14 protein-coding genes, 1 tRNA gene and 1 pseudogene are annotated in these 12,465 nt (G+C 61.3%); 2 read left to right on the top strand and 14 right to left on the bottom strand.

The genetic code is table 11. The features are described 5' to 3' along the window. Nucleotides 1-77: 77 nt before the first annotated feature. A tRNA-OTHER gene (locus tag FCN77_RS26130) sits at nt 78-198 on the bottom strand. Between FCN77_RS26130 and FCN77_RS23340 the strand changes: the two genes are divergently transcribed. Next, the gene (locus tag FCN77_RS23340; protein ID WP_137324194.1) at nt 150-551 is read left to right on the top strand and encodes a nuclear transport factor 2 family protein; all 402 of its coding nucleotides are present in this window, start codon (nt 150-152) and stop codon (nt 549-551) included. The two genes, FCN77_RS26130 and FCN77_RS23340, sit on opposite strands and share 49 nt — an antisense overlap. 119 nt (nt 552-670) lie before the next feature. Here the strand turns inward: FCN77_RS23340 and FCN77_RS23335 are convergent, their stop codons facing one another. Then, nucleotides 671-913 carry a hypothetical protein gene (locus FCN77_RS23335; RefSeq protein WP_137324193.1) on the bottom strand — a complete coding sequence of 81 codons (243 nt, stop codon included), beginning with the start codon at nt 911-913 and terminating at the stop codon, nt 671-673. A 294-nt stretch (nt 914-1,207) separates the two neighbouring features. Here FCN77_RS23335 and FCN77_RS23330 point away from each other — a divergent pair, with 294 nt between their 5' ends. Then, complete coding sequence (locus FCN77_RS23330) at nt 1,208-1,813, top strand: recombinase family protein (protein WP_137324192.1); 606 nt, start codon at nt 1,208-1,210, stop codon at nt 1,811-1,813. Nucleotides 1,814-1,838: 25 nt separating this feature from the next. Here the strand turns inward: FCN77_RS23330 and FCN77_RS26455 are convergent, their stop codons facing one another. The 12 genes and pseudogenes from FCN77_RS26455 to FCN77_RS23280 form a co-directional block, all read right to left on the bottom strand. Continuing rightward, nucleotides 1,839-3,713: a Tn3 family transposase gene (locus FCN77_RS26455; RefSeq protein ID WP_217496196.1), complete on the bottom strand. Its 1,875-nt coding sequence runs from the start codon at nt 3,711-3,713 to the stop codon at nt 1,839-1,841. Further along, entirely contained in the window at nt 3,710-4,153 is a 444-nt protein-coding gene (locus tag FCN77_RS26450) for a hypothetical protein (protein ID WP_217496195.1), read from the bottom strand. Before FCN77_RS26450 ends, FCN77_RS26455 begins: the two co-directional genes overlap by 4 nt. 256 nt (nt 4,154-4,409) lie before the next feature. Further along, nucleotides 4,410-4,892: a DUF4158 domain-containing protein gene (locus FCN77_RS26445; protein WP_217496194.1), complete on the bottom strand. Its 483-nt coding sequence runs from the start codon at nt 4,890-4,892 to the stop codon at nt 4,410-4,412. A 399-nt stretch (nt 4,893-5,291) separates the two neighbouring features. Then, nucleotides 5,292-5,516: a hypothetical protein gene (locus tag FCN77_RS23320; protein ID WP_137324191.1), complete on the bottom strand. Its 225-nt coding sequence runs from the start codon at nt 5,514-5,516 to the stop codon at nt 5,292-5,294. A gap of 135 nt (nt 5,517-5,651) precedes the next feature. Beyond that, nucleotides 5,652-5,990 carry a hypothetical protein gene (locus tag FCN77_RS23315; protein WP_137324190.1) on the bottom strand — a complete coding sequence of 113 codons (339 nt, stop codon included), beginning with the start codon at nt 5,988-5,990 and terminating at the stop codon, nt 5,652-5,654. Nucleotides 5,991-6,313: 323 nt separating this feature from the next. Then, nucleotides 6,314-6,562 (bottom strand): annotated as a pseudogene (locus tag FCN77_RS23310) (ABC transporter ATP-binding protein); the annotation flags it as partial. A gap of 138 nt (nt 6,563-6,700) precedes the next feature. Then, nucleotides 6,701-7,225 carry a LacI family DNA-binding transcriptional regulator gene (locus tag FCN77_RS27850; RefSeq protein WP_137324189.1) on the bottom strand — a complete coding sequence of 175 codons (525 nt, stop codon included), beginning with the start codon at nt 7,223-7,225 and terminating at the stop codon, nt 6,701-6,703. Nucleotides 7,226-7,320: 95 nt separating this feature from the next. Next, on the bottom strand, nt 7,321-8,727 hold the full coding sequence (locus FCN77_RS23300) for an NAD(P)/FAD-dependent oxidoreductase (protein ID WP_137324188.1): 1,407 nt from the start codon (nt 8,725-8,727) through the stop codon (nt 7,321-7,323). 311 nt (nt 8,728-9,038) lie between these two features. Further along, nucleotides 9,039-9,725, bottom strand: coding sequence for a TetR/AcrR family transcriptional regulator C-terminal domain-containing protein (locus tag FCN77_RS23295; RefSeq protein WP_254679059.1), 687 nt, complete (start codon nt 9,723-9,725; stop codon nt 9,039-9,041). A 118-nt stretch (nt 9,726-9,843) separates the two neighbouring features. Further along, entirely contained in the window at nt 9,844-10,602 is a 759-nt protein-coding gene (locus tag FCN77_RS23290; protein ID WP_137324187.1) for an amino acid ABC transporter ATP-binding protein, read from the bottom strand. Nucleotides 10,603-10,674: 72 nt separating this feature from the next. After that, nucleotides 10,675-11,484 (bottom strand): amino acid ABC transporter permease, encoded by an 810-nt coding sequence (locus FCN77_RS23285; RefSeq protein ID WP_137324186.1) that lies wholly within the window; start codon nt 11,482-11,484, stop codon nt 10,675-10,677. Nucleotides 11,485-11,499: 15 nt separating this feature from the next. Continuing rightward, nucleotides 11,500-12,384, bottom strand: coding sequence for an ABC transporter substrate-binding protein (locus FCN77_RS23280; protein ID WP_217496193.1), 885 nt, complete (start codon nt 12,382-12,384; stop codon nt 11,500-11,502). Nucleotides 12,385-12,465: the final 81 nt, after the last annotated feature.

Here is a 12,465-nt window from a genome sequence, read left to right as displayed (position 1 = left end):
CTGCTCGCGCGCGAGCACCAAGCGGACGCCGAACGGCTCGAGGAATTGCCAAGGGAGGGATTCGAAGCCTCACTCGCTGGTGCGCCCGGAGGGATTTGAACCCTCGGAACCCGTGCGGGTTCTCCGAGCAAAGGCGGCAGAATGGTCTGATGAAATCCCCGACCGCTGACGCCCTTGTCGAGACCTACTTACAAGCGCTCAGCGACGCCGATGCGGCTCGGGTGATCAGTCTGTTCACCCCGGATGGGATCGTGAACTCGCCGCTCTACGGAGAATTGCCAGCACGCGAGTTCTACCCGATGCTCTTCGCGGACACGGCGGAATCCGTGCTCTCGCTACGAAAGACACTACTCAGCCCGGACGGCTCAACTCTTGCATTTTGGTTCGATTTCGGCTGGGTCCTCGCAGACGGAACACCAGCCCCGTTCACCGTCGTGGATGTCGCTGAGCTCGACGAGCGGGGCCTGATCTTCAGGCTTCACATCGTGTACGACACCCACCCAATCCGGGACTCCTGGACGCGCCAGCACCACGCGGAAAATTCAGGCTAAGTGAGTCGCCAGCGACTCGACAAGAGCGGTCTGCGCGTCGCCTTAGTGTGAAAACGGATAACGGTCTTCACCAGTACGAGAGTCCTGAGCGCATCTGATATCGGGATGCGCGTCGCGCGCTACGAGTCGTCGTTGTCGAGCTCACGGAGCCGTTGCATCAGCGGCGTCCCTTCGATAATGTCCGCATTGCTGCCCTGCTCGCTGCGACGGATTATGCGATCCAGATGATCTGGCTGAATGTCTTCGACAGGGATGACATCGCCAGCCCCGGTCACCCAGACCTCGTCTTGGCCCCACATTGTGCCCTCTCTGTAGCGCCACACGTTGGCGCGACGTCCATGCTCAGTTGGATCGACTGCCATCCGAAAGCTCCATTCGCACGAGAGCGCAATCGCGCCGCTTAGAAGGCTAGCGTTTGGAGAGGCTGATAAGAATCGAACTCGTATGATCTGTTGAAAGAAGAATGCTTAGGATGCAACCATTCGAGACTTCGACCGTCTCGCATCCCTACGGATGCAAGACACGCCGACAAGACACCCGGGCGCTGCAGGCGCCTAGCAAATACTTGGCGCAAATATCTTGCTACCGTGTATCACAACTTCAAGTTGGAATGTCTGTATCCAACCACTGTTGCAAGACACGAACGGGGCCGGGCATTGAGCAAAACGATCGGCTACGCCAGAGTTTCCAACAAGGCGCAAGCCACAGACCGGCAAATCACTGACCTCATCGCTGCAGGGGTCCGCCGCGATGACCTCTATGCCGATCACGGCGTCAGTGGAGCCAGAGCCCACCGCCCCGCACTCGACCTGGCCTTGCAGGCCCTGCAAGAAGGCGACACCCTGGCCATCACAACACTGGACCGGCTCGGACGCTCCACAGCCAACATGCTCAACCTCGCCACTGAGCTGCGTCGGCGGCACATCAACCTGCGCGTCCTCAACCTTGGCGGCGGAGACGTCGATACCGGAACCCCCATGGGTGCGATGGCCTTCACCGTCATGGCCGCCCTGGCGCAAATGGAACTCGACATCAAACGCGAACGCATCATAGACAGTGTCAGCAAACGCCGCGCAGCCGGCAGAGATCTCGGCGGCCGACGAAGCACCTTCACCACCAGCCAAATCGAAAACGCCCGCCGCCTCATCGACGGAGGCGAATCGGCAACCCAAGTCGCCAAAGACCTCGGCATGTCCAGAGCAACCCTCTACCGACGCATCGCCACCATCGAAGCTCAGCACTGGATCAGCGCCCAGGGCTAACGACTCCCACCATCCCCGGCAGGGGTTAGTCTTCCTCGGCAGTGGCGGCGACTGGATCGCGCAGCGGTCGTCTGCCGTTGAGGAGCTCGGGTAGTAAAAATGAGTAGTGGCCGTGGACGTTGATGTGTTTGCGCATGTAGGGCGAAAGCCGGGCGACGTCGGCGTCGAGCACGGGATAGCCGGTCGCTCGCAAGGCGTCCAGGACACGGTCGAGGTAGACGGTGTTCCAAAGGGTGATGCAGTTCAGAACCAGTCCGAGCGCGCCGAGCTGGTCTTCCATGCCCTCTCGGTAGCCGTGGCGCAGTTCGCCCTTGCGTCCGTGGAAGAGGTGCCGGCCCAGGTCATGGCGGCCTTCCTGGAGGTTGCGCATGCCCTTGATCTCGCGCCGGTATGACTCGTCCTGGACGACACGAAGAACGTGCAGTGTCTTGAAGATCCGCCCGTAGTGCGCGAAGGCGTCCCCGAGCGGCGTGGGGCGGCCATCGCGTTGCAGCATCCGGATGACGTCGTAGGCGCTGACCGCACCGGTGTGGATGGAAGCGACCACCCGCAGGATCTCTGGCCAGTGCCGGTCAATTCGTGTCAGGTCAATCCTGCCGCGGCCGGCGCTGTTGAGCGGTCCGTAATCGGCGTCCGGATCAGTCCGCCACAGCTTCGCGTCAGGCAGGTCGGCCAGCTGCGGCCGGTAGTCAAAGCCCAGGAGTTGAAGTAGCCCGAAGATAATGTCACTGTAAGACCCGGAGTCGGTGATGATCACATCCGGTCGGCGGCCGCCGTCTTGGCTGTAGATCAGGTCGACCAAGTGCAGGGTATCCTTCGGGGTTCCGGACACGACCCGCCCGGCCAGGCCCACCGACTGGTCATTGACCATGTTGAGCCAGGTCACGCCGCGGCCCCGACCGAAGTATTTCGGGTTCGGGCGGGCGTCGACGCTGCGTACCGGGACGACGAACCGGATCCCGTCGACCGCGGCGACCAGCCCGCCGCCCCATGCCTGAGCCAGCGCCACCTCAGCTTGACCAGTGATCAGAGAGGCGTTGGCTGCGGCGTAGCTCTCCGCCCGCAGGTAGTTCTGGTCCACATGACTGATCCGGCTGCGGGTCAGGGCCTGGGCCCCGGAGATGACTGGGGTGAAACCGACGTTGAGCGCTTGCGCGGTCAACGCTGCCGCGATCGTGACCTGCAAGTCATCCAGCCTGGTCTGCCCGCCGGATGCGGCGGTGAACGCCTTGAAGAAATCTGGCTCCCAGGTCATTACCTCCAGGATCTGCTCACCGACGTCAACCTGGGGCATCATCGCCTCGCAGCGTTTGCGCAAGTCGGTCAAGCTCGGCGGGTCCGTGATCGCAGGGTCCTTTTTCACGTGCAGGCGCCCCTCGTCATCGATGCGGACCCCGGCGTCACCGTCCAACCCCGCGGCCACGTGGCGCCAGGCCGCGTCGAGGTCGCCCGCCCGGCTGGCCAATAGCTCGGCGGGGGCCAAGGGAAGCTGAAGGTCGTTGAGGACGGGGCCGCAGGCGGCGTCCCACGCTGCCCTGGTCAGCAGTTGTGCCCGAGGGTCAGCCCACCGGGTCGAGGCAGCGGCGTAGATGTCGCGGCGCTTGAGGTGCCGGTGGAACTGCTCCAGCACACAGAACACGTACCCTGCCCTGTCGACGGTGCCTTCGGGACGTCCGGGCCGGAACACCAGCGGCCGCCACCACCCTGCCGGTACCAGGTCCACCGCAACCAGCCGTGCATCGAGGAACCCGGCCGGTACACGCTTGCTCGCCTTGGCCGCGAGTAACGCAGGCAAGGCACGCATCGCGTCGAGCACCGGTGTGGACTCGGCCGTAGCCCCGAATGCGACTACCTCGGTGAGCAGCGGCAGGAATCCCCGCACCGCGGCGAACCGGGTCACCAGTGTGGCCCGCCAGTCCCCGTTCGGGTCGGCGTCCGGCGGGGGATGACGTCGCTCAGGTTGGTCACCGCGGTGCGGAGCTCGGCGCGCGAGACCACGCTTTCGATCGCGTCCCACAGCAACTCGATGGTGATCTCCTCGCCCCATTCGGTGGAAGCCAGCATCACCTCCACCGCGGCGGCGCACTTCGCGGCGTCCTTGGACAACCGCGGGTAGCGTCGCAGCTTCTCCGTCTTGGACTCCCGCTCCGCCCGAGCGAGCAGATCGGTGGTCATCAGGACATCGAACATTTCCAGGGTGTCATCAGTCGCTTTGGCCTCCAAATACACCACAGTGGCGAGCATGGTGGCGAGTTTGCGGGAACGCCGATGACGGCGCAGCGCCGTGGCGGTCCCCGAGATGCCCCACCGGGCCAGCTCCACCACCCGCCGATGCGGCACCGCGTCCAGGCCCAACGCCCCACCCCCAACCCAGCCACCTCAGCCACCCGATCCAAGGACTTGACCATGTTCCGCCCGGACGGCGGCCGCGGCGCCTTCCGCAACCGCTCCAGATCCGAAACCCGCGCACCCTCGGGAACCTCCAGCAGACGCTCCACCAGCCGGGCTTGCTCGGCCGTCAGCATCGAGGCCATCACGTCCCACAACCGCTGCATCGCCTCGTCACGGACCCGTGCGATCAGTCGCGCGAGAATAGTCACCCCTGGCAGCAGGACCCGCCGTTCCCGAAGCCACACCACCGCCCCTCGAACAGCGCTTTCGGACCATCCCCGGTGTTCCACGCCCGGTCATCCACCCACCGCACCAGCTCAGCCTCGACGGCTGGGAAGTCGCGGTACCCGAACTCGCGGGCGATCTCCCACTGGTGCTCCAGCCGGGTCTTCTCCCGCTCCCCGTACGCCTTCAGACATGACGGGTCAGCCACCCCCAACTGCTCGGCGAGGAAATCGACCGCCTCAGTCGGCACGTCCAACGGATCCGCCAGGAACGAACCGAGCAGACGCGCTGTGCCCAGCTGAAGGCTGAAGCCCAACCGGTTGTAGTCTCCGCGCCGCTTGTTCACCAGCGCCATGTCCGTGTCGTCGAGGAAAAAGAACCGTTCCAACTCCGCCAATGACGGCGGCTGTGTGAAACGAGAATAGGCCGCGGCCTGGACATCAGTGAGGAACTCAACCGGCATAAACCCCAACATAGAGCCAAGACCCGACAGACATCACAGAACGGAAGAACTGTTACAGGCGTTCCAGCTATCGCTCGGCGAGGTTCACCGCCGCTGCCTTTGCCCAGATCAACGAGCCAGGACCGTTAGCGCCGGATCCTGTTCCATTGTTCGTGACGGGCCGACCCCTTGCGGAGCATCGGCACGTGCTGCGCCGGGCACCCGGTCCGTCCGGCCTGGGGCAGCGGTCAATTCTTGAGTGGAAAACGGCTCCATTGGCATGGGCTGTCCCTTTTGTATGCACTGCTTCTAAGCCCTGGACCCGGGAGCGGGACCGATCCGGCCATTGGATTGGGGGCCCGGGCGCCATATTAAAACCGTTACTGGCCGGCGCACCGGGCACACCTCCCTGATGCTCGCTCATCGCGGATCACTCGCCCATCTTTCGATGGTCATGCGCGGCGGGACGTCGCTGTTCAGACGCGCCTCATAGCGCCCCAGGGCCAGCCGCGTCACGGAGATGCCGACGTGTCCGGTCATCGCCGCCGGCTTCAGAAGATCCACCGCCTCATCCAGGGCGGCGTCTAACTCCTTTCGGGTTTGAACGGCTACAACGAGACAAGAGGGTGCTGCGTTCATGGTCATGAATCCTTACTCTCATGGTGGTGATACGTACTTCGGGCACGCCAGATGCTCTTGGCGACCAGAGGAGGAACGGCAGGGCCGCCGGCATGGCCAACAGCAGCCGTGATCGAGGCGGCGGCCGGCCCCGGCGGAACCTTAGGTAACCGGGTTTCCAGCAGAAGAAGGGCCCGGACCCTGGAACGCCGCAGAACGGCGGCGATGTACTGCAGAGAGTCCAATGAGGGTGGCTTCCACGTCTTCCAGGGTCCGCTGGATCCATGCGAGGGCGGCCATGTCCTCGAAGCATCGAGCCGGGTCATTGGATGACGCCTCCAAGAGAACAACTCTGCGGCTGATCCTGACGGAGAGTTCGAGGATCACCGCCTGGGCCATGGCCTGGGATCCGTCCCGCGACATGTGCGCGAAAGCTTCTTCTCCAGCGCCACGGGAGGTGACGGGGACCGTGGGGGCCAGGTCGGAGGGGCTGGTGATCATCGATCTGTCCTTCGGGTCTTTGAGGGTCTTGGCCCTTGTGGAAGTGCTCTCGATATGCAGAAAGGGGCGTTCGCGGTGGATTCCTCCCCACCAGGCCTGGGGCCGCAGAGGGGGCGCTGTCCGCCACCGGGAGTAGGCCGGCAGCTTCCCCGATGGCGGACACGCAACCAAAGACGAGACGGCGGCTTCCAAGGCCACGTTCTCCCCGTCCCGGTGGCCCGGTCTTTGATTTCAACACCGCCCCGCCAGTCCCCTGCCCGGCCAAACAGACCGGCCATGCTTAACTGCGAAGGGCCGCACAATTGCCCGAAACTCTGATGCCCTCAGCTTGCCGTAGGCAAAATGGCCGGCGTGGCTACTGCAGGCCTACTGCGCACTGCTTCCTCGCTTAGTTTCCCCTGCTGGAGCCGGAAGCGGGGGTCGGTCTTGTTGGCCAGGGCGCGGTCATGAGTAACCACGAGGATGGTGGTGTTGTGGTCCCGGCTGAGCGACCTGAGGAGCTCAATGATGTGGTTACCCGTCTGCTCGTCCAGGTTCCCGGTGAGTCCATCGGCAAGGATCAGCTTGGGCTCCCCTTTGAACGAATACAAAAGGGGCGGGGCCACTTCGCAAGCAGTTTTTAGGAATAGATCCCGACTGAAAAGCTGTCAGAACTATATTTGTGACCTCCTCGGCCCGTGGTCATTCTTTGGAATCCACCACGGGGGGGATTAGCCGACCCTGTCAGTCTGAAGCGCGAGCACATCACTGGCAATCACCATACGTCGGCCTAGACCGCCGTCCACCCAGATCCAAAAGCATGACTCGTCAGCCATCACAGCGTCTACGGTGCCGCTCATAGCTTCGTGCTCCGTCCATAAACATAGATGTTCGCCTGGCACGAGGAGCGCTGATTCTATCCTTACCTTTTCGGTTTTTCGGTAAGGCTGAATCCGATTATCTTGTCTTGCATCAGAGGAACTGATCTGTGAATCTTGGGTGGAAGATGGCGCAACGCCCGCGGATGGGTAGGGGGGACCCGGGACGGGCGGTCGCAGCTCTTGTGGGTGTAGGACTGGACGGAAGTTAAGCTCTCTAACTAAGCAGGCGACCTTCTCTCTCGTTTCAGCGGCCACCAGATGCGGACGGTTGATGGCTTTTGAGACCGTGGAGACGGAGAGGTCTGCGACAGCGGCAATGTCGCGAATTCTAACTCCCGGGCTTTTTAGTTCCCCCAATGGGATTTTGTCCAGCATGTTGAAGCTCCTGGTCTGTGATAACCGTTGAAGTTCGCGCACTCAGTTTCCGCGGCGGCCTGAATTGCGGCCGGAGCTTGGGAAGCTGTCGCTGGTCATCTAAGAGTTCCGGTAAGGCTGGCTTCAGCTGTAACCCCTGCTTCTTTGGTGATGCGGGCCGCGGTCTGTTGGCCCATCCTGATGGCGCCGTCAACGTGCTGGTAGCCTTCGGCCGCCAGGTCGGAGGAGGACCAGTAGATGGGTCCGACGGGTGCGTGCTGGTCCTTGCCGTAGCGGTGGAGCCCGCCCAGGTCGTAGCTGGAGGCGTAGGCGCCGCGGGTCCATTCCTCCGAGCCCCAGTCGGACTCGTAGTAGACCTCCGGCTCCAGCGCCTCGGCGCCGAGGAAACCGGCAATTGACTCCAAGACGGCGCGCTTGCGTTCGTCGGCGCTCAACTCAAAGACGGCGTCGGCCTTTTCATTGGAGATGAAGCCCACCAGGGTGCCGCGGGTGTCGCCGTAGTTGGTGTTGTCGTAGACCTCCTGGACCAGCGCGTCGGCGCCGAAACCGGTGCCCGAAAGTCCGGAGTTTCGCCAGAACGGTCGGCTGTAGACGGCGTGGACCTTGATGACCAGGCCCAGGGACTGGTGCTGGTGCATCTGGTGCTGGCGCCGGGGCAGCGGCGGGTTGAACGAGACGCGGGAGTACAGGTTGGGCGGGACGGCCATGATCACGAACCGGGCATTGACCGTGGCGAGGTCGGATTCGACGGTGACGCGGTGGCCGCCGTCAGCGTCGGGCTCCCAGTTGATGGTGCGTACCGGGGTATTGAGGACGACGTCGTCGCCGAGTTCCTGCGCGAGCAGCAGGGAAACCTGCTGCATGCCGCCCACCACGCGGCGGTCCAGGATGAAGTCCTCATCCGTGAGGTGGGTGAAGGAGCCGGCGGAGGCTGCCATCAGCACGGCCTGCAGCGCTGAGAAGGCGTGCGCGGGCTTGGTGAGCATGCCGCCGGCGATGAACAGGCCGATGTTGTTGCAGGCCTCCTCGTTGGCGGAGTTCTGGCGGAGCCAGTGGTGGAAGGAGATGGTATCCAGCTCGCGGGCCCTGGGGTGCGCCCAGGGTTCGGTAGGGCCGAACTCAGCTGCGAGTCCGTCCAGCAGGCTGATGAGTTTGTTCATCTCGGCTTCGGTGTCCGGCTCCACCGGGAAAGTGTCACCGGCGTACCGCACGGGGACCCCGTCTGCGCCGATGTAGACGGACTCGCCGTCGCGGTACCGGGAGTAGGTCTGCAGGCCCAGCTCATCAAGCAGCTCCAGGAGCACGGTCTGGTCCGGCGAGACCCACTGGCCGCCGATCTCCAGCATCGCTCCATCAATGGTGTCGGTCCAGGTGCGGCCGCCTACACGGTCGCGCGCCTCAAGCACGGCGACACTCAGGCCGGCCTTCTTCAGTTCGCGTGCCGCGGTCAGTCCGGACGGCCCGGCTCCAACGACCACAACGTCGCGGTTCAGGTTCAACATAATGTCCTCCTCTGGGCCCACTAGGCTAAGTGAGCTAATAAATGAATGCCGTTCACAACACTGAAGAGATTTACTGGTCCTACCACATAAGTCAAGCAACTCGCGCCAGGCAAGCCTTTCGTGACATAGATTCAGCCATCCCATTGGTTTGCTGGTAGGACCAGACGACGGACCTGCAGAGGTACCGCCGTCATAGATCCGGAAAACCGACGTAGTCGCCCGTCGCTCACAACCCCCCGCTCAGGAAGAACGCTAGGGCGGGCAACCCAGGCATGAAGATTCGGTGATTGCATTGCGCCTGCTGGATACCATCAGCAGAGAGACCGGGCCAGCGCGGCTATCAGCGCCTCGAGCCCCAGTTCGAAGGCAGTATCTGCAGGCCGCTCGTTTACCCGGCCGGCTTTCAGTGCTGCCCTGAAGTGCGGAGTCGAGTCAACCGTCGATCCTGCTTCAAAGATGTCATCGGGAGCTGTGACATCGTACGCTGAGCCAAAAATGAAGGACTCAAAAGCTACAATCGACGACACGATGAGGTTCTGGGGGAAGCCCGCGGCTGCAAAGGCCCTTGTAACGGTTTCGTACATTTCAAGAGTCTGCGGCGCATTCGTCACAGGAAGGACAGCGATGACTGGGATCAGGGACGTATGCTGCGCGAAAACATCCCGATAGCTCCAGGCCCATACGCGCGCAGCTTCTTCCCAGGGCGCCCTTCCGAAAAGGGATACATCAACCATGGATATAAGGTGGTCCTCCGCCAGCTGTAGTACGTCTCGTTTGGCGGTCACGTGGTTGTAGAGGGCCGAGGGTGCCACCTCGAGCTGTTTGGCCAGCCCGGCCATGGTGAGGCCGTCGTAGCCCTTCCTTCCGATAATTTCCAGTGCCGCCGAGGTGATGCGTGTTTTATCCAGTATCGCCGCGAACGGTCTGCCCGCTCGTCTTCTGGAAAGACCTTCACTTGCGGGCGGAGTCCTTGTACCGCAGGTTCTGCTGGCATGGATGGCATTTCCGTTAGGTCTATTCACGCCGACTCTCTCCGTGCGCACCACCCTCGTCCCTATTCCACTACGAGCCGAGGCGGATGAGCGGATTTGAAACTCAAGGAGGCTGCGGAAGGCCTCACTGGAGCACTTTAGAAAGGAACTGACGTGTACGCTCGTGCTGCGGTGTAGTGAAAACCAGTTCTGGCTTGCCACTCTCGATGATGGTACCTGCGTCCATGACAACAACCCGATCTGCAACCTCACGCGTGAAGCCCATCTCATGGCTGACGATAATCATCGTCATACCAGCATCTGCGAGGTCCCGCATGACGGTGAGGACCTCGCCGACCATTTCCGGGTCCAAGGCGCTGGTCGGTTCGTCAAACAACATTAGAGCTGGGCGCATTGCCAACGCCCTGGCGATAGCGACGCGCTGCTGCTGACCGCCAGAAAGGGAGCGTGTCCTTGCATCCGCCTTGTCGGCGAGTCCGACACGATCAAGTAGCTCCCGCGCATGTTTAATGGCCTCGGGCTTGGGTTCATGCTTCACATCAACAACAGAGCGCCAGATGTTTTCCAGCACGCTCATGTGGGGGAAAAGGTTGAAGTGCTGGAAAACAAATCCGATGTCGGCCCGCTGTCTTGCAAGGTCGCGAGCGGAACGGTTCACTATCTTGCCACGCTGATTGAGGCGTTGCCCTATTAGGTCTCCGTTGACGCGGATTTCGCCAGAATCGATGGATTCCAGCCGGTTGATCGTTCGCAGCATGGTTGTTTTGCCAGCACCTGAGGGACCAACCATGACGACGACCTCCCCACGTGCGACCTCCAGGTTTACGTTCTTGAGAATGCTTTTGTCACCGAACGATTTGCACACGTCGCGGGCCTGCACAATGGCATCGGGCGGTGTGGAGAGGCGGTCGGAAGTTGCATTGGGGCAGTGTATGGCATGGTCATTTTCACTCCGTTAGACGGCGTCGGCAGGCTGCAGGGCTGGGGTGGTAGTCGTTGTTTGCTGCTTGCGGCTCCTAATACCAAAGAGGCGCTTGTAAACAGGTTCCGCGGGCGGGAGGCCGGCCCTAACGTTCAAAGTGTTCTCGATCGCAGTTTGGATGAATGTCCAGACTGTAGTGAGAAGGAGGTAATAAAGGGCAACGACCATGTAAATCTCGAAGACTTTGAAGGTCGCAGCGCTCATGGTGCTGCCTACTTGGAACATCTCACTAACGCCGATAATCGACAAAATCGAGGTACTCTTCATCAAACCGTTGAATGAGTTGCCCAAGGGGGGCACCATGATGCGGATCGCTTGGGGGACGATGATTCTGCGCATCGCATGCATGGGGGTCATGCCCAGGGAGAGGGCAGCCTCGTTTTGCCCGCGGTCCACCGATTCGAGGCCAGATCGAACGATTTCCGAGATGTAGGCACTTTCGTTGAGCATCAGGCCAACGATCGCGGCTTGGACCGCTCCCTTTATGAGTGCCCCGAATATATCGGTGTCTTCAAATCGGAATAGGCCAGCGGCCGCAAACCCGGTGTAGATGATAACGAGCTGGACCAGCAGCGGCGTGCCGCGGATCACCCAAATATAGAGGCTCGCGAAGAGTTGAAATGGGAGCAATTTGCTCCGCCCCATAAGACCAACGATCAGACCCAGGACAAGAGCGAGAGACATAGCGATCACTGAGATGATAATTGTGAGCGCGAGCCCCTTGAGGAACTGAGGGCTGGGGGTAAGGAGACTTTCCCAAAAGTAGGACCAGTCGAAGTTCATGTGATTTCTCCAGAATTATTGAGCTTTAGTAATGTCCTGCGCCTTAAGTCCCCATTCACTGAGGACTTCGGCGTAGCGACCGCTTTCGACGACCTTGTCAAAAGCGGTTTTGAGAGCTTCATGCAGTTTGACGTTCTCTTTCAGAGTGGCCGCTCCGATGTTGATCTGCCCGACCGTTTCCCCGACGACGACGAATTTGCCCCCGGACTGCTTCTCGTAGTAGCTCATCAACTCGGATGTGTCCATGAAAGCATCTGCCTGTCCGGCAATGATTTGCTGCAGCGCATCTGCGCTTCGGTCCAGAAGAGTAATCTCCGTCGGTTTCAGCCCCGCAGCTGCACATTCCGCGGACATCTTCTCCAGGAGTCCGGCGCCGGTAGCGCCGGTGATGGCAACAGCCCTGACACCGCAGAGTGAGTGATCGTATCCGGTCACGTTCGCACGGTTCTCTTTGGAGACTGCGACACCGGATCCCGACCTCAAGTACGGAACGAAATCAGCAATCTTTTCTCGCTCCGGTTTGATATACAACGCGGAGATGATCGCGTCACACTGCTTTGCTTGCAGCGCTGGGATCAGGCCGGAGAAGGAATATTCAGGAAAAGCAATCTTCAGCCCCATCTCCTTGGCAATGCTTTTAGCGATGTCTACCTCAGCGCCAACCGGTGTCCCGTCCGCTTCCGCAAAAATATTTGGGGGCGTACTGAAATTCGCACAGGATGTCAGAACGCCTTCCTTAACCAAGGGCAGATCAGAGCTGCTGGTCCCTTGTGTTCCTGACGCGCCAGAAGTGCCGGGCTGCCCGCCACCGCAGGCGGCGAGCGATAGAGCGATGAAAGCAACGCCTACGGATGCAAGGTGGTGCCGGGCTGGAATCCTACGGTTCATGATTTTCCTCACGTTTAGATGTTTCTAAAACTTTGACAGTTGGTAGGACCAACTGTCAAGCTTAGGAATCTGATGTAGGCGGGAGATCCCGGC

The sequence above is a fragment of the Arthrobacter sp. 24S4-2 genome, assembly GCF_005280255.1.
In the GTDB taxonomy this organism is placed as follows: Bacteria; Actinomycetota; Actinomycetes; order Actinomycetales; family Micrococcaceae; genus Arthrobacter.
The sequence above is the reverse complement of the archived record's forward strand: the minus strand, read 5'-3'. Positions and strand labels throughout refer to the sequence as shown.

What these genes read in the sequence shown, in the direction of transcription:
- FCN77_RS23285 (WP_137324186.1), bottom strand. Translation starts at nt 11,484, where the DNA reads ATGAACTTCGACTGGTCCTACTTTTGGGAAAGTCTCCTTACCCCCAGC.
- FCN77_RS23315 (WP_137324190.1), bottom strand. Translation starts at nt 5,990, where the DNA reads ATGATCACCAGCCCCTCCGACCTGGCCCCCACGGTCCCCGTCACCTCC.
- FCN77_RS23340 (WP_137324194.1), top strand. Translation starts at nt 150, where the DNA reads ATGAAATCCCCGACCGCTGACGCCCTTGTCGAGACCTACTTACAAGCG.
- FCN77_RS27850 (WP_137324189.1), bottom strand. Translation starts at nt 7,225, where the DNA reads ATGCTGGACAAAATCCCATTGGGGGAACTAAAAAGCCCGGGAGTTAGA.
- FCN77_RS23335 (WP_137324193.1), bottom strand. Translation starts at nt 913, where the DNA reads ATGGCAGTCGATCCAACTGAGCATGGACGTCGCGCCAACGTGTGGCGC.
- FCN77_RS23320 (WP_137324191.1), bottom strand. Translation starts at nt 5,516, where the DNA reads ATGACCATGAACGCAGCACCCTCTTGTCTCGTTGTAGCCGTTCAAACC.
- FCN77_RS23300 (WP_137324188.1), bottom strand. Translation starts at nt 8,727, where the DNA reads ATGTTGAACCTGAACCGCGACGTTGTGGTCGTTGGAGCCGGGCCGTCC.
- FCN77_RS26445 (WP_217496194.1), bottom strand. Translation starts at nt 4,892, where the DNA reads ATGCCGGTTGAGTTCCTCACTGATGTCCAGGCCGCGGCCTATTCTCGT.